The sequence below is a fragment of the Sphingobacterium sp. SGG-5 genome (assembly GCF_011043525.1).
Taxonomy (GTDB): domain Bacteria; phylum Bacteroidota; class Bacteroidia; order Sphingobacteriales; family Sphingobacteriaceae; genus Sphingobacterium.
The window spans coordinates 237,982-261,664 of record NZ_JAAKGO010000005.1 but is presented as its reverse complement, the minus strand read 5'-3'; the positions used below and the strand labels follow the sequence as shown (position 1 = coordinate 261,664).

General features: G+C 40.9%; 14 protein-coding genes. All 14 read left to right on the top strand.

From position 1 onward, the window contains the following. Window positions 1-4: 4 nt before the first annotated feature. The 14 genes from G5B30_RS09575 to G5B30_RS09510 all read left to right on the top strand — a co-directional run bounded on the left by G5B30_RS09575 (window position 5) and on the right by G5B30_RS09510 (window position 23,516). Window positions 5-748 (top strand): hypothetical protein, encoded by a 744-nt coding sequence (locus tag G5B30_RS09575; protein WP_165319757.1) that lies wholly within the window; start codon window positions 5-7, stop codon window positions 746-748. Window positions 749-768: 20 nt separating this feature from the next. Next, a complete protein-coding gene (locus G5B30_RS09570) occupies window positions 769-2,391 on the top strand; it encodes a DUF5008 domain-containing protein (RefSeq protein WP_165319756.1) in 1,623 nt (540 codons plus the stop codon). A 12-nt stretch (window positions 2,392-2,403) separates the two neighbouring features. Next, complete coding sequence (locus G5B30_RS09565; RefSeq protein WP_165319755.1) at window positions 2,404-4,167, top strand: LamG-like jellyroll fold domain-containing protein; 1,764 nt, start codon at window positions 2,404-2,406, stop codon at window positions 4,165-4,167. Window positions 4,168-4,180: 13 nt separating this feature from the next. Then, window positions 4,181-6,208, top strand: a complete 2,028-nt coding sequence (locus G5B30_RS09560) for a M60 family metallopeptidase (protein ID WP_165319754.1) — start codon at window positions 4,181-4,183, stop codon at window positions 6,206-6,208. 8 nt (window positions 6,209-6,216) lie between these two features. Then, window positions 6,217-7,932 (top strand): alkaline phosphatase family protein, encoded by a 1,716-nt coding sequence (locus G5B30_RS09555; RefSeq protein WP_165319753.1) that lies wholly within the window; start codon window positions 6,217-6,219, stop codon window positions 7,930-7,932. 19 nt (window positions 7,933-7,951) lie between these two features. Continuing rightward, on the top strand, window positions 7,952-10,201 hold the full coding sequence (locus G5B30_RS09550; RefSeq protein WP_165319752.1) for a hypothetical protein: 2,250 nt from the start codon (window positions 7,952-7,954) through the stop codon (window positions 10,199-10,201). A 229-nt stretch (window positions 10,202-10,430) separates the two neighbouring features. Continuing rightward, the gene (locus G5B30_RS09545) at window positions 10,431-11,591 is read left to right on the top strand and encodes a FecR family protein (protein WP_165319751.1); all 1,161 of its coding nucleotides are present in this window, start codon (window positions 10,431-10,433) and stop codon (window positions 11,589-11,591) included. 198 nt (window positions 11,592-11,789) lie between these two features. Continuing rightward, window positions 11,790-15,197, top strand: coding sequence for a SusC/RagA family TonB-linked outer membrane protein (locus tag G5B30_RS09540; protein ID WP_240903168.1), 3,408 nt, complete (start codon window positions 11,790-11,792; stop codon window positions 15,195-15,197). Window positions 15,198-15,207: 10 nt separating this feature from the next. Beyond that, window positions 15,208-17,061 carry a RagB/SusD family nutrient uptake outer membrane protein gene (locus G5B30_RS09535; RefSeq protein ID WP_165319750.1) on the top strand — a complete coding sequence of 618 codons (1,854 nt, stop codon included), beginning with the start codon at window positions 15,208-15,210 and terminating at the stop codon, window positions 17,059-17,061. A 20-nt stretch (window positions 17,062-17,081) separates the two neighbouring features. Beyond that, a complete protein-coding gene (locus G5B30_RS09530; protein ID WP_165319749.1) occupies window positions 17,082-18,035 on the top strand; it encodes a DUF5017 domain-containing protein in 954 nt (317 codons plus the stop codon). A gap of 11 nt (window positions 18,036-18,046) precedes the next feature. Beyond that, window positions 18,047-19,222, top strand: a complete 1,176-nt coding sequence (locus tag G5B30_RS09525; protein ID WP_165319748.1) for a sialidase family protein — start codon at window positions 18,047-18,049, stop codon at window positions 19,220-19,222. A 7-nt stretch (window positions 19,223-19,229) separates the two neighbouring features. Next, window positions 19,230-21,347 carry a sialidase family protein gene (locus tag G5B30_RS09520; protein ID WP_165319747.1) on the top strand — a complete coding sequence of 706 codons (2,118 nt, stop codon included), beginning with the start codon at window positions 19,230-19,232 and terminating at the stop codon, window positions 21,345-21,347. A 352-nt stretch (window positions 21,348-21,699) separates the two neighbouring features. Further along, on the top strand, window positions 21,700-22,293 hold the full coding sequence (locus G5B30_RS09515) for an RNA polymerase sigma factor (protein WP_165319746.1): 594 nt from the start codon (window positions 21,700-21,702) through the stop codon (window positions 22,291-22,293). Window positions 22,294-22,361: 68 nt separating this feature from the next. Beyond that, window positions 22,362-23,516 (top strand): FecR family protein, encoded by a 1,155-nt coding sequence (locus tag G5B30_RS09510; RefSeq protein WP_165319745.1) that lies wholly within the window; start codon window positions 22,362-22,364, stop codon window positions 23,514-23,516. The last annotated feature ends 167 nt before the right edge of the window (window positions 23,517-23,683 follow it).

Genomic DNA, 23,683 nt, shown 5'->3' with positions numbered 1-23,683 from the left:
AGATATGAAAAAATTACTGATATATTTTACTTTCGCGGGTCTCTTGATTGCAGCGTGTAATAAAGAGGACTACTATCAGGATTCTGGAATACACGATGCCGTGTTCAACGGCGATATGATGGACTATTTGGATTCGAAAGCTAAACGTCCAATTGATCTTTTCGATACTCTTGTGCAAGTGATCCGTCATGCCGGTATGGAAGATGTATTCCGCAATGAGCAAATTACGTTCTTTGCTGTTCCTGATCCTAGCATCAACAGCACACTGGCTGCGTTGAATGTTTTTTTGTATTCATCAGGACAGGACACTGTCAAATCATTTCGTAGCGTTAAACCGGAGGTGTGGCGATATTTCCTTTCGCAGTATATTATCCGGGGAGATTATGGATTGATTGATTTTCCACAGGTTGATACGACAAAGCTGCAATCTTTTTCGGGACAACTTTATCAGACCTATAATGTGGATGAACCACTGAACGTAGGGGTGATTTATCATAATCTTCAGAATGACGGGCCTGATAACAGTATAATCGAAGTTCCCTACAAGGGGCCAAGGCAAATCATGATTTCTTATATTCCCGATTTTGCCGAACCAAAAAGAAACTGGATCAATACCTTAATCGCTTCATCCAATATAAAACCGGATAACGGTCGTGTACATGTGATCAATTACAACCGGCATACCTTTGGATTTAACACCATTAAATTTATCCTGATGGCAAGGGAATACGGTATAGATTACGAATAAAGAGAAGAAATAAAATGAAAATGAACAAGATATATATAGGGATGACTGCAGCGCTCCTGCTGATCATGGGGTCTTGTAAGGACAATGAGGTATTGGGGCCGGATCCGTATGCCGGAGGTAAGGAGCCTTTAGGTATCCGGTTTGCCGAAACTGCACCCTCACCGAGTGCGGGCAGAACCGGCACATCCATGACTTTCACAGTATATGGAGCCAAAGAATATGAAGATAAGATGCAGTTTTTGGTCAATGGTGTAGAGGCTGAGGTTACTGAGGTCACCGATTCGACGCTGACGGCTATCTTGCCGGATAACGTGAGTACCGGAGGGACACGGCTAGTTATCGACGGACAGATCTACCCCGGGCCACTGTGTGAGATATTGGGTAATGTTATTATAGATCCGACTTTCAATGCCGGGGTAGGAGCCAACAGTACTATCGCGACCATAAAAAGGCTTAGCAATGGGCAGATCTTCTTAGGTGGGAGCTTTACCGATTACAATGGGGCTGCCGCTGCTACGACAATCAACGGATTAGCACGCATCACAGCCAATGGGCAGTATGTTTCTTCGATGAAATTTGGTATAGGTGCCAGAGGTGGTAGTGTGAATTCTATCCATGAATTGAGTGGCAGCAAGTTGTTAATATCAGGGAGTATTCCGGAATATAACGGTAAGGATCTGGTTAATCATATCACGAAGATCAATTTGGACGGTAGTTTAGATACGGTTCAGGTTGATATTTTAAACCTTACCAGTGATCCCGAACGAAGCAAGCTTTGGGTTCCGACGTTCAATGGAGGAACAAATTTATCGGTTATGAAAACCTTCGTACATAATAATAAGGTGACGGCCTTAGGAGCCTTCACGCATTACAACGATTATTACTACGAGCGTTCGACCTATGACAACAGGTTGATGGGGGCATATCCGGTCGGTGGTATCGTACGATTGAATATGGATGGTTCTTTGGACGATACATTTAATGTTAACCACACTTTACCTACCGAGCAAGGGCAAGAATTTCCGCCTGCTACTAAAGGTTTGGACGGGATTGTTAACGACGGTTTTATGCAGTCCGATGGCAAGCTGATTGTAGTTGGTTTTTTCAATCGGTACAACGACGTGCCGGTGAAAGGAAATATTGCTAGGGTCAACCATACCGATGGAAGCGTAGACAATACTTTTAATCCCGGCAATGGCGCTAACGATGCCATATACACGATTACCTCAACGCCGTCGGGTAAGTACTTATTGACTGGGTTTTTTACGAGCTACGACGGACATAGTTCGAACGGTATAGTGAGGGTGAACGCCGACGGTAGTGTGGACAACTCTTTTGTAAGCCGTGGATTTAGCGGTGGGTTACCGAACTATATCAAAGAATTGTCCAATGGAAAGATATTGGTTTCCGGATCGTTCAAACGCTATGACAATGTAATCCGGGAGGGGTTGTGTATCCTGGAACAAGACGGTTCACTCGCCGAAGGATACAACAATACAGGTAAGTTGGATGGATTTGTAATGGATGCTTTGGAAGGAACCAATACACAGGGACAAAAGACAATCACGTTGGTAGGATTTATCTCCCGGTTCAACGGAAAGAGTAACATAGGTAACATTGTGCGTCTGGCGTTTATAGAATAGTATGTTTAGAACATGAAAAGATTAATTATGATATCCAAAATGAAATTCTTTACGACCTACGGCGTTGTAGGGTTACTAATGCTGACATTAGCTTCGTGTAATAAAGATTTTGCTTTTCGGTTGAATCTGGATGAAAAACCTGACGATGGGAAGGTTCGGCCAACAGAGTATAAAGTCGCTTACATCATCGTAGAAGGTGGGGTAGGTACCATCGTAGGGCAACAGGCAAGAGACATCGGGGCTATGCCCACATTGGGGCAATTGGCTACCCATGCCATGGTGTCCTGGAACGGTGTAAGTGCGGAGAATAAGCAGTCGCTTACTTCGTATGCTGATCTGTTGACCGGTGTAGAATACGACAAGCATCACGTCGCCGGTGACGGCAGTGGCAATAACCTAGCCGATTATCCGACATTGTTCACACATATTGCGGACAATACCGATATGCGTATGGCGTTTATTAGTGCGAATGCTGCCTTAGGGGCAGTGGTACAATCGAACGAGGTGGATACATATGCGATCGAGGGCAGTGATGCGGATGTTGTAACCAAGGCTGTAGAAGAGCTTGAGCGGGAAGATGCCGGATTGGTAGTGGCAACTTTCAAGGAAGTTGATGCAACAGGACAAGCGTCTGGGTATGATTCGGAAGATTATATAGAGGCTTTAGGTAACTTTGACCAACAACTGAAAAGTATTACGGATGCTATATATTCACGTAAGAATTATCCCAATGAGCGATGGTTGATTATTGTCACTTCTACCAAGGGAGGTCAATATACGTTGCCATCAGGACAGGACGATGGTTCTGTTTTTTCGGATACCGAACGTAATAATTTCATTGTTGTAAATAATTCGCAGTTTGCTTTCAAGCTCTACGAACGTATGGAAACCGTAGATCCCGCTTGGATAAGTTCGGCGGTGAAGTATACATCAAACGTTGGCCGCGCAGTAATTAATGCAGAAAATGCTGCCATATATAATATTGAAAAGAATAAGGAATATACTATCCAGATGAGGATAAAAGTCCATAGTTATGGTACTTATACCCAAACTGTATTCAGTAAACATCCGGATACAGGAGGAGGGAGCCCTGGTTGGGCTTTCATGATAGGTAGGGAAGGTGCTTCTGGCAAAGATTGGTCAAGTGGATCTTTTCGGTTTAAGGTGGGTGGAACAGAAATTTACGCGACAGCCGATATAGCAAAAGAAGTTTGGTATTCCGTTATCGCACGGGTATGGATGGATGGTGCTACACAAAAAGTTACCGTTTTTAGGGACGGTGTTGAGTATAATACAGGTGATATCTCTGGTTCTAGCGCCAATGGCGTTTCAAATGAACCGCTCCAACTAGGGTACGCGAAGGGCTATGCTACAGATTTTACTACTCAAAGTCATACAATAGCCGATGTACGCATCTACGATGTAGCCAAATCAGTTGCAGATATACAAAGTTCTTATTGTACAACGATGTCTACCCCCAGTACAGACTCATACCATAATAACTTGATCGGCTATTGGCCGGGCTACGACGGAGGAGCGGAACTAAAAGATAGGAGTGGAAACAACCGGCATTTTGATCTGACGGGTACTTATTCTTGGACAAATTTCGCGGATAGAAGTGCTACCCTTTGTCCGACCTTGCCGGACAATTTGGAGAGATACGTTATTCGCTCAGTGGATGCACCTCGATTGATATTTAGTTGGCTGAATTTTATGAATATAGACGAGTTTGACCTGGATTCGCAAATATGGAATCCGACTTTTACGAACCCATAAAAAGCATAAAAGAATGAAAGGTATAAAAAATATAACATGGATGGCCTTGGGTTTGGTCATCATGATGGTATCCTGTTCGAAGGAATATGGCTACAATTTTGAGAATGGTTACAATTCGGGTGAGTATGAAGACACTGTCGACGTAGATATCGATACCGATCCCTTCAAGATCGATTATTCAAAATATACACAGGCTCGTTTATTTCCAGGGTTAATAGCAGAAGACGAGCCCCGGTTGGAAGAGTTTTTGGTGCAGATCGATTTGGATTACGAAGAGATTAGCAGCAGAGATCTACGTATATCTGTTGCTCCTGGAGCGTGGCAAAGTACTGGTGTGTATGCGCCGGCAGGGGAGCTTATCGTCATTGATGTGCCTATGGGTGTATATGGTCTCACAGCACAGATCAGTCCGCATGTCGCTACAAGTACAGATGGTATAGATTTTCCGCGACGGGATGCCGTTATTTTTAACCGACAGACGCTATTTCCGGGAAAAAACTATATGCGTAATCTATATGGAGGGCTTATTTATATTATACCCGCTCGTCCATTGGGACGTATTATAGACCTGTACTTTACTGGAGTGGCTAAAGCTCCCAGTTTTAAATTGAATGGTCCTGGTGCAACGACGAACGAAGAATGGCAAGCGATGGTCGACAATACCACTGTACCTTGGTTTGAGTTGGAAGGGGACCGCATCGTATTTACGATGGAAACTGAAAAATTGAAGAATAACCCGATCCCAGATCCTACAGAATTGATGGAGACCTGGGACAGAGCGATCCGTGAGGGTTATTGGGATTGGACAGGGATGACCGAGGGTAATCCGGATATCCGTCACCGCGCGCCGTTCAACAAATGGCGTATTGTACACGACGTGTTATTCAGACCTGGGGTTGCACAAGTTTCCGGATATCCTGTCCGTGCTGGTAATACAGAGAATTACTTTAGACAGGCGACAACTGTGGATGCGGTGAAAAACTCCAATTGGGGAACCTATCACGAATTGGGACACAATATGCAGATGGGATCGACATGGAGCTTTGCGGGTAATGGCGAGGTAACGAACAATGTCTTCCACTTCGGGGTATCTTGGTTGGTATTTGGTCAGCAGAGTTACAAGATCGCGGAGGTATGGCACAAAGCTGTACCGTATATCGCGGAAACAAAGTCGAAAGACGGTGCAAACGCAATGAACTGGGCCGCTCTGGATTTATCTGATAATAAATATAAAAGTCAAGCGCATGATATCCGCTTGATGATGTGGGCACAGATATTGGAAAAATATGGTTACGATTTTTGGACCTACATCTACAAACGTGGTCGTGAGGCTCGTTTTACATCTGCCAACGATCAATCTAAAGTAGACTTTTTTTATGAAGCCCTGAGCGAGTTTACAGAAACAGATATGGAGCCGTATCTGAATCAATGGGGATTGTATGTTAGTGCCGTATCTAAGCGTTATGTTTCAGAGACAAAGGGATTTCCTTTGCTGGATAGACAAGTGTGGAATTTTAATCCGGTGACGAGGACGGGGGGGGATGAGCTATATTTACCGGAAATTAATAAAGAGGGATGGGCAGTAATCACGACTAGTTCTCAAAAGTCTTATCCAGCTATTCAGTTAATAGATGATAACGCATCGACAATATGGCATTCATGTTATGGTGATTGTGGTAACCCCGGCAATGGAAGCATACCTCCGTCAAGTGATGATGTAACTTGGGATATAACAATTGATCTTGGAAGTGCCAAATCTTTGAATGGATTTGTTCTTAATCAACGAAATACGGATCACTTGAAAAATAGTCCTACAAAGATTACGCTATATGTTAGCGCTGACGGCGTTAATTATACGGAATTAGGTGAATATCCGCTATCGGTATCTCCTGAGAAGCAGGCTATTTATTTTGAAAGCAATCGCGAAGCGAAGAGCTTCAGATACGCTAAATTTATAATAAAGCGTATAGATTTATATGGATTTGGTCTAGGGGAGAAAAATACAGCATTGGCAGAATTAGGTTTCTTTGCTTTAAATTAAATAAGGATATGAAGACTTTAAATTATTTGATATTGCTTTTTATTTTGGTGACAGCATTTTCGCTAAATGCTTGTAAACAGTATTTCGATCCACCACTGGTCTTCGAACCGGATCCAGGACCTAATCTGACGAAAGATAGAAAGGTGTTGTTGATTTCCATAGACGGCTTGGCCGGACTTGAATTATATAACTATGTGCCAGCTAATATTAATACACTGTTGGAGCATTCGAAATACACTTTTGAAGGAATAGCAGATGCCAATACACATGATGCAGCAGCTTGGACAACCATACTGAGTGGTAAGAACAGTGCTAAGCATGGCGTACATAGCAATGACTTTGATGATGAAGCGGAAGTGGATCCAGATGATCCGCACGGACATGAGGGAAGCGGTGAGTCGACAGGGTATATTACAGTGTATCAACGCTTGTTGGAAACGGGTAGATCGCTAAAGAGTTTGTCGATAACACCATGGGCACCATTGGATCAGAATATGTTTAATCTCTCGGATGAGAATGGCGTAGTTGAATCGGATGAGGCTGCTAAGGATAAAGCAGTGGATCGAATTAAGAATGGGGAAGATAATTTGACTTTTACTGTTGTCAATTTTAGAGACCTCAATGCGGCTGGCTTAGCTGGTGGATTTTCGATGGAAAATGCTGACTACAAAACTACACTGGATCGTATTGATGGGTATATCGGTGATATCTTGGAAGCAGTTTCGCAACGCAAACGCAGTGCTAATGAGGACTGGGTGATTATTGTTACCTCCAATCATGGGGGGATCAACGACTCGTATGGTGGTTCTAGTTTGGAAGAACGGAAGGTGCCGATCATATATTATAATGAAAATTTTGTAGGTCAGCAGTTTAGTGTTCCACCATTTACAACCGCTTTTCGAGCAAGAAATGGTGTTAATGGAACGATTCCTGCTGTGGAAGCGGAGATGTATAATATTGGGACTTCAGGTGAATACACTATTCAGCTAAAGCTAATGGTTCATCAATTTGGATCGAACAATCCTGCAATTATATCGAAACAAAGTAATACAGGGAATGCAGTGGATGGATGGTCTTTTATTCATAATACAGGTGTTGGTTGGCGGATAAAAGTGAGAGGTACACAAATAACGGCAGCAAATCCAAAATTTGATATCGATAAATGGTATACGCTTACAGCTCGTATCTATATGGATGGGACTACAAGGAAAGTCCAAGTGTTTACAGACGGCACTCTAATTAACGAAGGCGATCTCGGAACCGCTCAAGGCTCATCGAGCAATGATCTGAACGTGGGATATGCCCCAGCTTGGACAGGAGGAACAACGATACAGACCGTTAAGGATTTATGTATATATAATACTGCGCTCCCTGCTCAATATATCCAAGATACTTACTGTCAGAGCCCTATCGACTATGGGAATTATGAAGATAATTTGATTGGATATTGGGCATTAGGGGATGGTATCGGATCAAAGTTGCGAAACAGTGTGCAGGGTGCGCCTGATTTTACCTTAAATGGATCTTACAGTTGGGAATTTATGCAAAATGATTTTTGTAAGATAGCGACTGGTGAAGAAGAAGATGAGAATGAAGCTTTCTTATATAGCATTGATATCCTCCCCCAAATCTTTTACTGGTTAAATATCGAGACACATGATTCTTGGGATTTGGAAGGTTCTGTGTTCTTAAGTAAGTTCGAGACGGAATTTATCGGTAAGTAACCCATTAACCACATTGAATATGAAGAAGATATATTATTACGTATGGATAGGCATAGTGGCATTGGTTGTAGCGGCTTGTGCTAAAGATATGTCGTGGAATCGCGATAGTGAGATTCCGGAAACTGAAAAAGGTACTATTGTTGGTCAATTGATCAATGACGATGATAATCAGCCTTTGAAGGGGATAAAGATACTCTTTGAAAGACAAACTACGGCAAAGGGGGAGCAAACATTTGTCGATACGGTAAGTACCGATGCGGAAGGTAAGTTTTCCTATCAGATACCCTTTCCCAACAAAGTGAAATTGTCGATCCGGGATACAGGTCGTTATGCCAAGGATGAGACGTTCATCGAAGTCTTGGAGCATAAAGAATATAATGTGACGATGAATAGTCATCCACGATTCGGTGTAATGCCAATTAAGGTGCACGTTAATGATACAGACACTGATGTGCCATTCGAGAATATTCACGTCTCACTTTGGGTACGCGAGACCAACGATGAATCGTATTCTATGGTAGAGTCGATTTTGACCGATGGAGAAGGAAACGTACAATTTGAAGATATTGCATGGCCGGTAAATTATGAAGTACGTGTGGAAGAAGATCCTGAGCGATACGTGATAGATACAAAGTCCGGTAAGATCACAACGAAAGATCCGTTGAATCTGACATTAAATACAGAACGTTTATTTGGACAGACGACAATATCTACCACAGTGCTTGATGAAAATGATATGCCGTTTGATTGGGATGTAAAGGTAGCGTTGTACTTACGTGAGAGCGGAGATGACGAATACGTGAAAACGACTACATTAACTACTGATGCACAAGGGAAAGTATTGTTTGAAAATGTTGACTTCCCTGTTGAGTATAAGATTGTGTTAGACGAAAAGCCAACGGCCTACGATTACACGGCGATTGAGGGTGTCTTGACTAAACAGCGGCGAGCTGTTAGTGAAACGCTTGTTGCCAAATCTAATTTTGGTGTTGCTGACTTGCAATTTACGGGATGGTGGTTTTTTCAAAATCAAATAGCGGCAGGAGAGAAACTAATAATTAGCTATAAAAGTGTATTGGACGATGATTTTAGTGAGCCTGAGACTATTACGTTGGATGGCAACGGAAAATATACACTTCCTGATTTTGATTATCCAGCGGAAATCAAGATAGAAAAGTCCACGTCAAGTATTCGCCCTTTTAAAAATATTACATTGAATGTAAAAGAATCGAATGCTTTGTCCACAATTAGGTTAGATCTATTAGACTTTATACCTCGATATTGGAACATGACTCCGGCAGACTCGTATACAGGAAATACGTTGGTCGCTTTTTATGGAGGAGTTAACGTACAAACTATGGAGGTTGATAGTAAAGGAAATATTTATGCGGTGACGACAGATAATAATTTGATCCGTATTGCTATGGATGGTTCGGGGCATAAAGTTTTGGCGACGGGCTTTACTGCGTCCTGGGGACTTGCAATACAGGATGATTATACGTTATATGTCGTAGAAAACTCAGGTGGTCACAAAATAAAGAAAGTTGTCATAGATCCAGATACTGATGTTGCGACTGTGTCTGTGCTGACCGGTCAAAATACATCGGGTGGGACTGATGGAGATTTTTCTGTAGCTACCTTTAAAAGACCCGGCGATGCAGTCTATGATTCAAAACGAAACGTATTATGGGTGGCTGAATGGGAGAATGCGAGAATCAGAAAAGTCGATTTAAATAATAATACAGTATCTACCGCGACTACGGATATAGGTTATGGTTTCGGTATTTCACTAACAGAAGATAAGAATACATTATATATTGCTTGTCATACAAATCAGGATGCTATTTATAAGTATGATATAGAAAATAATAAAACTTATGCTATCAGAAAAGGGCATTCGACGAGACATATTGCTGTTGCTCCCAACGGCGACGTATACTATACGATCAACCGATACCCTCGAGTATACAAATTTGTGTCTGAGAACCCTGTTGATGCGACTGGACTTGGGGGAGGAGCATTACCGAGAACCCCTACAAATAATAGTGCTATAATTGCAGGGACACAAAGCGGATCAATGTTTGGGACAATCCCTCCTGTAGATCCTAATGTTGATATAGCAAATACAGCTATCCTTGTTGGACAAACAAATTCAGATGGTAGTCCAACAGGATTAGTATATGATGCGAATAAAGGTAGGTTGTATTTTTCGGTACCTGCTGATAGTAGGATCTATTATTTAAAATCAAAGTCGGTACCTAATGATTGATGTGCCATTTAGTAGCAGCTATGGTCAAGTATTCAGATAGCAGAATTTACTATGTGAAACGTTCAACGGTACCGGAATAATAATCACTGCTCGTAAGCATAAAAATAAAGGGTGAGGTTATATAACCTCACCCTTTATTTTTATGCTTTTTTTTTGATTGCTATACCCCCTTCCCCTAAGTTGCGTGTCTCACTTATAAACAGCAATAATTTTTAACCCTTATAGACTGATGAAGAAAGCAGAGAAATTGCTTAAGAAATACAATGCCGGTACTGCTACTGCGGAAGAAAGAGCTATTGTAGAACAATGGTACCTGAAGTACAAAACGTCGCCATCGGATCTCAAAGAGGAAGAATTGCTGGAGGAATACCACATGGGTTTTGAAAAAATGCAGCAATCGATTGGTAATAAGAAAGTAGCAAAGATAGGACGGCGAATAGCCGTCGCTGCTTCTTTGCTGTTCTGCATTGGAATGGGTTGGTATTTCTTTCATGCTGACGAAGCTCCGATACAAGCAGAGTCGACAGCGCTTTTATTGCCTGAAACAAATACCGCTGTTTTGACATTGGCAAATGGGACAAAGATTAACATTCGTGATGGCAACGTCGGTGAGATTGGAGAAGAGCAAGGCATAAAGATCAGCCAGACTGCCGATGGACAGTTGGTTTATACGATAACGGAACGCAATAAGCGCATGATAAAAGGTGGTTACAATACCATAGAGACCCCCATAGGTAGTCAATATACCGTAGTATTGCCGGATGGTAGCAAAGTATGGCTGAGTTCCGCTTCGAAGCTCCGTTATCCCGTGCATTTTTCGGAAAAAGAGAGAAAAGTTGCGCTTACTGGGGAAGCGTATTTTGAAGTGAAGTCGAGTTATTCGGCAACAACAGCCCGGAAAATACCCTTTATTGTTTCATCCCGAAATCAACAAGTTGAGGTACTTGGAACACAGTTTAATGTTAGTGCATATCCCGACGACGTAGCTATTAAAACAGCCCTGGTGGAGGGGAGCGTGAAGGTGTCATTGACCGGAGATGCGACCGGTTCCGGTGTGCTGTTAAAACCGGGTCAGATGTCTGTGACAGCTACGAACAGCGATAAAATCCGTGTGGACGATATTGATATCAACGATATCAAAGCCTGGAGAGAAGGATACTTTATTTTCAATAATGAAAATATTGTGGACATTATGCAGAAGTTGTCTAAGTGGTATGGATTTCAGGTTGAATATCGGGGAGATATGACCGATCTGGCTTTTCAGGGTAACTACCTCCGTACCCGAGATCTCAGTAATTTATTGGAGACTATTGAGATGACAAATAAGGTGAAATTTGAGATAAGCAACATAAATAATGAAAGGAGGGTAATCGTCATACGAAAAAAATAATCAACCCATTACACGATGAACATATTTCTGTGGAAAGAACAGAAGTGTTGCGAGCACTCCTGTTCTGTAAAGCATAATGCTTCGACAGGATAAATTAATAACTGATTGTAAGTCTAATAAATCCTAATTCAAATGTATAAAAAAATAACTGCATTGTGGTGCAGCAAATCGTATTGTATCCTAAAACCGCTCATCATTATGAAGCTTAGCTTTATCCTTTTGATCGTTACGTTCTTTCAGGCAAGTGCGGTGACGTTTGCCCAGAAGGTAAGTATCAAGGTAGTAGAGGCCCCTATAAAAGAAGTCTTCTACCAACTATCCAAGCAGACGGGCTATAATTTTATGACGGATGCTAGTCTGTCGCGAAAAATAAAAGCCATCACGTTAGATGTGAAAGATACAGAACTTCGACAGGTGCTGGAAAGGTGCTTTGATGGTATTGCTGTCGAAGTGCTGCTCAATGCAGATCATAAGACGGCTTTTGTGAAAGAAGCGCCTCAGGGGAAAGGAGCTACATATATGCTTGACAGCCGTCAACAGATAGAAGTGACGGGAACGGTGACAGGTGAGAATAATGAACCCTTGCCTGCAGTCAGTGTTGCGGTAAAGGGTACGTCGATAAGAGCAGTGTCAGATACACAGGGAAAATTTCGGATCCATGTGCCGAATCGGGAAGCCGTTCTGGTATTTAGTTATCTGGGGTATAGTGCTCAGGAGCGGGTGGTCGGAAATGACGAAGTCGTCTATATTAAGCTGATCAGAGCGGTATCGGAAATAGAGGAAGTAGTGGTCAATATCGGTTACGGCGAAGTGAAGAAAGAGGATCTGACAGGGGCGGTAGGGCAGGTCAATGTGGAAGAACTTCAAAAAGCCCCTGTGGCTACTTTTGATCAAGCCTTAGCTGGAAGGGTGGCAGGTGTACAAGTGTCGGGGAATGACGGGCAGCCGGGAACTCCCAATAATATCGTAATCAGAGGAAACAACTCACTTACCCAGGATAACTCGCCTTTATATGTCGTCGATGGTTTTCCAGTGGAAACTTTTACGGAAAGTCCCGTAAGTCCATCAGATATCGAATCTATTCATGTACTGAAAGATGCTTCTGCTACGGCGATATATGGTTCAAGAGGTGCAAATGGTGTTATTATAATTACTACAAAAAAAGGAACAGATTCCGATCCTGTGATTTCACTAAATTCCTATTATGGTTTCCAAAAGGTAATCAGAAGGCTTGAAATGATGTCGCCATATGAATTTGTCAAATATCAAAATGAGCTAAATCCCATAACGACGGAAAGGTTATATCTTGATGGTAGAACATTGGACGATTATAAAGATATGCCCGGCATCGATATGCAAGATGCGCTGTATCAAGTTGCTCCTGCTCATAATCACGATATCGCTTTCAGAGGTGGAAATAAGGGAACGCAGTATGCTGTTTTTGCAAACTTATTTAAATCTGATGGAATTATCCAAAACTCAGGATATACCCGTGGGCAAGGTAAGTTTACGTTAAGCCAACAACTGAAGAAGAATATTCGGGCATATCTTAACGCAAACTATACGAAGACAGTAACATCCGGTTCTATTATATCAGATCCGACGGGAGGAATCCCAAGTTTGAGTATCATATACAGTGCACTGGGGTACCGACCCATTTCAGGGTTTGACGATGTAGATTTAATGGATGAGCTTTTTGATCCTGCTATTATCACAGAAACACCCACAGATTATCGTCTCAATCCGGTGATTTCAGTAAACAATGAAATCAATGAAAGAGTGTTGAATAGTATCATCGTCAATGGTCATATTGATTTCAAGTTGAATAAACGATTAACATTGAAAGTAAAAGGGGGGTTGATTAGCAATGAGTTTAATACTTCCAAGTTTTATAACTCAAAAACACAAATAGGCAATCCCAATTATCCAACTTCTAAGGGTACGACGGGAGGGATTTATAGCCGTCGAACGGATAATTGGCTGAATGAAAATACATTGACGTATAACAGAACGATCAAAAAACATAAGCTAAATATACTCGCAGGCTTTACGATGCAAAACAATAAGTTGTCTTATTCGGGATATACATCGAGTTTTATAGAAGATGAAGATCTAGGTATTGATGGAATTGACTTAAGCACTTCTTTAGTGCCGGATACGTACAGGAAGGAATGGAGTCTAGCTTCGTTTTTAGGTCGGGTGAATTATGATTATAATAAAAAATACCTAGTCACGCTAAGTTTTAGGTCAGACGGATCTTCTAAATTTCGTGGAAATAATAAGTGGGGGCATTTTCCTTCTGGAGCATTTGCATGGCGGATGAGTAATGAGCCATTCATTAAAGATATTAGATTTATATCTGATGCAAAACTACGCGTAGGCTATGGTATGACTGGAAATAACAGGGTAGACGAGTATGCTACCTATTCAGGTATTGCATTTCCTTTTACTTCTTATTATTCCTTTAATAACGCTACTCCTGGTCGGGGAGCGTCTCTTCAGACGACTACCGGTGTTCCCGATTTAAGATGGGAAACCACAAGCCAGTTTAATCTGGGATATGATTTAAGTGTAATTCGAAACCGTATACAGTTTACTTTTGATTATTACAACAAGACAACGACAGATTTATTATTGAATGCTAATTTACCGTATACTACGGGATATTTAACGGCATTTCAAAATATTGGTAGCGTTCGAAATCATGGTTTGGAATTTACAATACAAACGGATATTATAAAGACGAAGAATTTTTTGTGGAGTAGTGCTTTCAATATTTCATTCAATCGAAATAAGATATTAAAGTTGCAACCAGCACAGTCGTATCGTCTGGCAAATGTAAGTTTTGTAGGAGATTTTCATAATGTTGCCCCTTATGTCGCTAAAGTAGATCAGCCGATGGGAATCATTTACGGTGCTATTTCTGATGGTCTATACCAGTATGGCGATTTTGATTTATTACCAGACGGAAGTTATTTCCTCAAAAATGAGGTGCCTACCAATGGGCGTGCTCGAAATACGCTGCAACCCGGGGATATGAAGTTTGTTGATGTGAACAATGATGGTACCATTACCGCTGAGGATTATGTGCCCATCGGAAATGCCAATCCCCGACATGTTGGGGGCTTTTCGAATGACTTTAATTATAGAAATTTTGATCTTAATATATTCTTACAATGGTCCTATGGAAATGATATTCTGAATGGCAATAGGCTGTACTTCGAACAAAATACGTATAACCTGTATAACTTGAATATGTTTGCGTCAGTAACAGACCGATGGACACCGGAAAATCAGAATACCACTATACCAAGGGTAGGGGGAGTTCCACCGCGTATTTATCATACGAATATTATAGAAGATGGTTCTTTCCTGAGGTTGAAAACAGTAAGCTTAGGCTATACTTTTTCCGATAAAGTCTTATTGCCCGCTAAAATAAAGACAGCGCGGATATATATGGCGGCGCAAAATATCTTTACGTGGACGAACTACAGTGGATCCGATCCGGAAGTGTCGGTACGAAACTCTCCTTTGACTCCAGGTTTCGATTGGTCAGCGTATCCAAGGGCCAGAACAATTACTTTCGGATTAAATGTGTCATTTTAAATCAACCGACATGAAAAAAATAACTTTACTCTTTATCTCATTATTGCTTTTGTCGTGTGGGGATTTTTTAGAAAAAATACCAACCGATTTTATGAGCCCGGAGAACTACTACAAAACAGAAACTGATCTGGAAGTAGCTTTGAGAGGTGTTTACGATATTTTAGGACAAGAATATGTATATGGTAAATGGTATCAATTGCAGGTAGCAGTGGGTACAGATGAAACCTATATGACAGGATTGCAACCAGCCGGCTCTCTCAATACTTACCAGCATGACCCTTCCAATACTTATTTGACTAATTTGTGGCGATACCTATATTTTGGGATAGAGAGAGCTAATCTTCTTATTGCAAACATAGATAAACCGGAAATGGATGCGGTAAAAAGGCAATCTATTTTAGGAGAAGCTCTTTTCTTAAGGGCGTATTATTATTTTATTTTGGTTACCCATTATGGAGATATTCCATTAAAGATCGAACCGAACCCTTCTATTAACAATACTGATATAGGTCGAACCGATGCAAGAATCGTTTATGAACAGATTATAACGGATATGAAGCGTGCGGAGACCTTGCTTGAGTCTCAAACAGCGACGAGTGTGGGTTATGGAGGAAGGGTCAGTCTGTCTGCAGTCAGGGGAATTTTAGCAAGGGTATATTTGCATATGGCTGGTTATCCTCTTATGGATGTAGAGAAGTACAATGATGTCATTACGTATACTAAAAAAGTAATCGAATCGGAAGAGCATGAACTTAATCCAAGTTTTGAACAGGTATTTATTAATTATGCGCAGGATTTGTACGATGTTAAAGAGACAATCTGGGAAGTCGAGATATGGGGAAATAGGATAGGGAGTTCTTATGTGGAAACGGGGCAATTGGGAACGATTAGTGGCCCTTTTTGTAATGATGTAAACATTGGAAGAAGCACCGCTTCCATAAAGACAACTGGATTACTGTTCAAAACGTTTGAATATGATGACGCGAGTACAGGTACATTAAAGTATTCTCCCGATTTAAGGCGCGATTGGACTTGTGTACAATATTGGTATGGTACGGCGACGAGTAATCCAAACCGGGATAGGACGGCTCGTCTGGACATTTACAATATGGATTTGGGAAAATGGAGAAGGGAGTTTGAAACGTTAACACCCAAACATGCTACTTACACTCCTCAGAATTTTCCATTATTGCGATATTCAGATATCTTACTCATGTATGCCGAAGCAGAAAATGAAATAAACGGAGTTACTGATGATGCGAAGGACGCTGTTAACCTCGTGCGCAGTCGAGCCTATGGTAAGCTTTTGAACGGTGAGATTCTACAAAGGATAACGGTTACGGATGGAGGTAGCGGATACCTCGCCGGTACACCACCTAAAGTTGTTATCGAAGGTGGAGGCGGAGATGATGCTGATGCGGTGGCTGTTGTATCGGAAGGAGAAGTAACGGAAGTAATCATTACAAGGCCAGGACACAGTTTTACCTCGATACCGACAATAACTTTTGAAAGTTCTTCTGGTTCAGGTGCCGTGGCTACGGCAACACTAATAGACCCTATGACTGTCTCTTCCGATCTAACTGGGGAGGATATATCTTCTCCAGAAGCATTTCGTCTCGCAGTACAACGAGAAAGGATGTTAGAGTTTGCAGGAGAAAATTTACGCAGCCAAGACCTGATACGATGGGGGAATTTTCTTCAGAATATCCGTTTGGCAGCTAAAGATATTCGAGATCATGCGTCTGATAGCAGAAAATTTACGACGCAGACAGGTGATAATGTATCCGAACGGGATCTGTTATTACCTATTCCTTCTTACGACAGGAATCTGAACAAACTGTTGACTCAAAACCCAGGTTGGTAAATCTTTTAAATTATGATAATATGAAAAATAGTTTATATATCTCCTTTTATTTGTTGACTTTTCTAATAGTCTTGTACTCTTGTGAAAGAAGAGAAGTCCTGCCTGTTGATTTTGGCGTAACAGTTGAAAATGATACATATGAGGTTGGTGATACTGTTCGGTTTCATCTTACAGGCGTTGCAGATTACATCAACTTTTATTCTGGTGAACGAGACAATGATTATGCTTACGCTTACACAAACCGAATTAATAAGGTCGCTGACATAAGCCTTTCCTTTACATCGGAGTACTACAACGGGAGTCAAACAAGTGACTTGCTTCGATTGTATTATTCCAAAGATTTTAGTGATACCTATTCCGTCGAAGGGATAGACGAAGCTAATTGGGTCGATATTACGGACAGATGCGTTTTTCCAGAAGGCATTTCGAATGGTAACAACCCTCTTGGCTTTGCTGAGACAAAGGCCAATATATTGGATTTATTTGAAGAAGATGACGTGCAGCTTCACTTTGCAATTAGCTATCATGCCAGAGGGCCGCACACGACTTATGGACAAAGAACCAACGCTAGGGTGTCGAATTTTAACATAAACTATACGAATGATGAAGGGGAACATACGTTGATTGATCATATGGGTGCAGACTGGAGCTTTGTAAGATATTCAAATTATGACGGTAGTACGAATCAGTTTTTAATAGAACCTTCCCGGTTTTCTTTTGCCATAGCTGCGAGTCCGCCCGTAGATCGCATCGCCTATGCTATTACAAAAGGTATCAGTGTTGACAGACAAGTGAATGAAGGGCCAGATCGTCCGGTACTCGTCAAAAGCTATCTTGATGAGCAATTGTCAGACTTTTCTTATGTTTTTAAGGAGCCTGGGACCTATGAGGTCGTCTTTGTCGTATCAAACGTTTATAGTGCTACCATTAGTGAAAATATTTATAAGATAAACGTAAAGATTGTCGAAGAATAAAAGTTAAAACGATGATGAAAAAAAGTAAGTGGTTTGTTTTATTTACCCTCCTGATACTATTTATATCAGGGTCTCAATCATATTCTCAAACCGATATTGTACCCGGTGTAGTTATTGCCCATTCGCCTAAAAGCTCGGGCAAATATTTGGGAACACCGAGTATAGTTATTTTACCGAACGGCGAATATCTCGCATCATTTGATTTTTTCGGGCCGAAATCTACATCCGACGTTGTCCATGTATATAAATCCTTGGACCGTGGAGTAACATGGCAGTTTTTAACCGAACTGGAGGATACTTTTTGGGCAGGGCTATTTGTAGTGAAGAGTGATGTGTATCTTCTGGGGGTACGGGGTTCAGATAGGAATCTATCTATAAGGAAATCGTCTGACATGGGCAAGACCTGGTCGTCTCTTGTTGTTTTGAAAAAGGGACGATATCACGGTTCATCAACTCCAGTGGTTTTCCATGATGGAAAAATCTACAAAGGATATGACCATTTAGGTGTTGAAGATAAAAAGAAACCTTGGATGTCGGAAAACAAATCATTTGTGATGTGGGCAGATACCAATGCAGATCTGTTAAAGACAGATAGTTGGAGCTATAGTGAGGAAGTCGAAAAACCTCATGACATGGATGGTACAGGGTGGTTAGAAACTAATGCGGTATTGGGGCCGGATGGATTGATTAAGGGCATCACAAGGGTTGCCAATGAGTCGGGCTATATCGCTGGCTATTATTCGGTAGGTGAAGACGGATCGGTAGATCCTGATTCAGTTAAAGCTATCCCATTTTTAGGCGGTGCGACCAAATTTAACATCATGTGGGATGTGAAAACGAAAAAATATTGGGCACTTACGAATTATCCTTCGGAAATATTACGGAAACCAAAAATGAGAGCTGGAGGGATGAGAAGTGTTTTAGCTTTGATCTCCTCTCCGGATTTAGCGCATTGGAAACTCAACCAAATTATACTAGCAAGCGACAATGTAAAATATCATGGGTTTCAATATATAGACTGGCGGTTTGAAGGGGATGACATTGTTTTCGTAAATAGGGTTGGTTTTACCGATGAATTTGGTGAAGCAGATAATGCGCATAACTCCAACTATATAACTTTCCAGCGGATCCACAATTATGCGAAGAGTGGGACAGATAGGAAATGGAGGAAATATATAAATAAATAGATATACCATGAAAAGTTTGAAGACAATGTTGATAGAAGGCATTAAATTGTCGTGGATAGTGTTAATTTTTTTGACATTACCTCTTTTGACAATTGGAGGGTGCGAAAAGGAGCTTACAGAAGACAACCCTTCAACTGATAAAACTGAATTTTCAGCTGTGCCCGGTACTGTTATAGTACATAGTTCCAAATCATCTGGAATATATAGAGGGACACCGAGTATAGTGAAATTGCCAAATGGACATATAATAACTTCAAACGATGTTTTTGGAACCGGAGTGTCCAATCGAACAGATATATTTGCTTCGATAGACGGTGGCAGTACATGGAAACAGATTGCAAGCGTCAGTGGAGCGGTATGGTCCGGCTTGTTTTATCATAAGAGTAAATTGTATTTACTAGGCGCAGATACTAGTGGAGGAGCAAACTTGGTGATAAGGGGGTCCGATGATGAAGGAAAGACTTGGTCTACACCAACTGTTATTATATCGGGGGCTTGTCATGGATCATCTACTCCGGTATTGTTTGCTAATGGACGGATTTATAAAGCGTACGAGTTTCATGATAAGGATTTGAACAACAAGTGGATGTCTGGTAATAAAGCGTATGTTGTTTCGGCTTCACAGGACGCAGATCTGCTGAATTCCGCAAGTTGGGTGCAATCGGAGAGGTTAGAAAAACCAGCTTGGATAGATGGAACAGGTTGGCTTGAAGCGAATGCAGTGATAGGACTCGATGGGAAAGTAAAGTGTATCACTCGTTTAGCCTCAATGGATGGTATATATGCAGGTTATTATTCGCTGTCTTCCGACGTCAAGATAGAGCCTGGATCAGCCAAGAGAATCCAATTTTGGGGTGGTGCGTCGAAATTTAATATCAGATATGACCCAAATACAAAAAAATACTGGTCGTTAGCAAATTACGTTCCTGAACAATACAAAGCCGGCAATAGATCAGCAGGTGGGATTAGAAATGTATTAGCGCTTACGAGTTCTTCGGATTTAGAAACGTGGCAAATCAATACGATCGTGCTGGCACATGATGATGTAGAAAATGTAGGCTTCCAATATGTTGACTGGATCTTTGATGGAAATGACATATTATTCGTATCCCGTACGGCCTATGATGATGGAATGGGCGGTGCCGATAATTTTCACAATGCCAATTTTATGACGTTCCATACCATAGAAAACTATAAAACAGTTTCGACTCCAAGTAAATGGTTACATCTGCTGCCAGACCAAGCTTGGAATGGTGAAGTTCGGGCGTTTGACGATACTCATGGAAAGGGAAGTACAATAGATAATCCAATCCTGATTGATCATCCTGGCCAGCTGGTTTTCTTAGCAGAACAAGTGTATAAAGGGAATACCTTTGCTGCAAAGTATTTTAAATTAATTACGGATATCGATTTGAATAGATTTAATTTTATGCCAATTGGTTGGTATATCACGACGACCAATAATCGAGCATTTAGTGGTCACTTGGATGGAGGCGGACATAAAATTCTTAATCTTAATATCAACAGGAATGATAATGCACAGAGTTCGAACGGCTTATTTGGTTATGTAAAGGATGGGAGCATTAATAATATCGGAATAAGTGGCAACAGTACGATTGCAGTAGGAGGTATATCTGCCGGTATTGTTGCTTATGGCAATAATCTAACCGTCTCGAACAGCTTTAATGACGCATCTGTTAAAGGAAGTTCACAAGCAGGGGGGATTCTTGGATACGGTGTGGGAAATAATATTCTTATTAACTGTTACAACACGGGAAAAATTGTTTTAAACACTTCTTCTGGTGCAAATAAATATATTGGAGGATTAGCTGGTTATTTTAGGAATGGATATATAAGCAATAGCTATAATATTGGGAATATTAGTACAAATTACAAGGAAGTAGCAGGTATAGGAAGTATAATAGGTAAATCAGGGCCCACTGTCAACAATGTTTTTTATCTTCAGGGAACTGTCGATAAAATTAATTCACCAGGCGAAGAGCTTTCGGGTATAAAACTAAAAAGTGTAGAAACGTTAAGCCTTCTGAATCAAGGTAATAATATGTGGATACCGGATCTAAATAATAAGAATAACGGTTATCCTACTTTAAAATGGAATGAATAATCCCCGTTTGATGATTTACTCTACTATCTCTACCTCTTTAGACTGAAGATGTGTCTTACCAAATAGGTCCGTTGCTCTGATATGTCGTGTGATGTCCTGCTGGCAAATTCTTGGGTAGCATGATCCTTCAAACATGGGTAGACATGGTTTTGGGCTCAATAATAAATCCACAACCGATCGGTGGTTTGATAGCTGTAAAAGCCATAAGGAACTTCCTATAATGGCATAGCAGCTATCGTTTATTAAACTTAGAGGATGCCTGCTTTGTTATGATCCTCCAAGAAAAAAATGTCGTTATTCAAAATATTTTGATATATTCGTCATATCAGTAAACCTAATATTGGACTCCTGCATGGCGGTATATGAGACAATGAGCGATCAACAGTTGATGGATTTGTTCTGTTCCAAAGACGAAGTTGCTTTTAAAGAACTGTACAACCGTTATTGGGAAACATTGTTGGATTCTGCTTTTAGACGTCTGGGATCAATCGAGCAAGCGGAGGAGATCGTACAGGATATCTTTGTGAGCCTGTATTTAAAACAGGAAACTTTGCAAATAAGGACTTCTGTAATAGGATATCTAAAAAATGCATTGAAATTTAAGGTGCTCGATGTACTTCGACATCAGATTACACATGAAAAATTTGTTACGCATACATTGCGGGCGCCAGGTGAGTACGCCTTGACGCCAGATGAAATTTTACAGATAAAAGAACTTAAGGAAAAGATAGACAGGATAACGCAACAGATGCCGGAAAAATGTCGAGAGGTCTTTTTGTTGAGCAGAGCTGAAAACCTTTCCAATAAGAAAATAGCGACGCTTTTAGGCATTTCAGTGAGTACAGTAGAAAAACATATCCGTAAGGCAATGCATATCTTGAAAGACAATTTTAAGGGATACAACATGGAATTGATCCTCTTGGCTGTCTTTCTCTATAAATTTTAAAAAAAATAGAAGTTGAATAGCGGTTTTTGGTTTTATATACGACTTACTATTAAACCAAGTAAACTCGGATGGATCAAAAGCGCTTATTAGAGCTCATTAATAAAGTTAAGGAAGGTCAGGCAAGTTCAGCAGAGATTCTTGAATTGGATAATTTATACGGCCAGTTTGAGGAAAAGAAAGGCTATATCGAGCATTTGGATCCAGACCAAAAAATTGCTTATCGGGAATTAATATTTGATCGCATTCATTCCGCACTACCACAACCTTCTGCCCATGTCCGGCACTTAAAAACTAGGAGATTAAGGTTATTTAGATTTTGGACGGCAGCATCAATCTTGTTGCTGCTGGGAGTAGTTGCGTATCTATATATGATGCAGTCGGAAAATTTGCCAATGCAGGATGTAATTGTCGAATCGGACACAGTGATAAGTAATGATAAACCTGTTTTAATACTGGCGAATGGACGAAAGATCAATCTGGACGAAGCTAATGTCGGGATTTTGGCCGCGAGTGCTGGTGTTGTTATTCGTAAAACAGCGGATGGAGAGATTATTTATGAAAACAATGAAGTGTCATCCAATACGTTGACATACAATACAATAGAAATACCAAGAGGACAAAGGTATCAAATACAGTTGCCTGATGGCAGTAAGGTATGGTTGAATGCCATGTCATCTTTGCGCTATCCTTCGGCATTTTCTGGTAAAAAGAGAGAGGTAAAACTTATAGGGGAAGGATATTTTGAAATTGCCAGCGACAAGACCAAGCCGTTTGTCGTAAAGAGTCGGGGTCAAGATGTAGAGGTATTAGGTACACATTTCAACATTAACGGTTATCCCGATGAGGATCAGACAAAAACGACGTTGTTGGAAGGAAGTGTGAAAATTATGCATCGTGGGCAGACAGTTATTTTGAAGCCGGGGCAACAAGCGACAAGCACAGACGATTTTCAAGATATAAAAGTATCGTCTGTGGATTTGGAAGAAGTCGTTGCCTGGAAGCGTGGAGAGTTCATATTTGAAAATGCCGATATCCGATATATCATGAGACATTTGGCAAGGAGGTATGATATTGTTGTTGAATATCAAGGCGAAAAGATGATTCAAAAATTTGGTGGTGCATTTCAACACACATCATCGCTCGACGAATTGTTAAAATATCTGGAGTCTTATGGTGATGTCCGTTTCAAAAGAGAGGGAAGGAGGGTAATTGTTATGAAATAACGTCGCTTGTAACATTTGCTTGATAAAATAAAGGAGGTGTTGGTACCACCTCCCTTATTTGATTGGCCGTGTCAACGACCAAGTCAGGCCATAAATCAACGTAGTAAAAGAACAAAATGCTAATTTATTTAAACCTAATCTCAAATGTATAAAATTTTTACTGCATT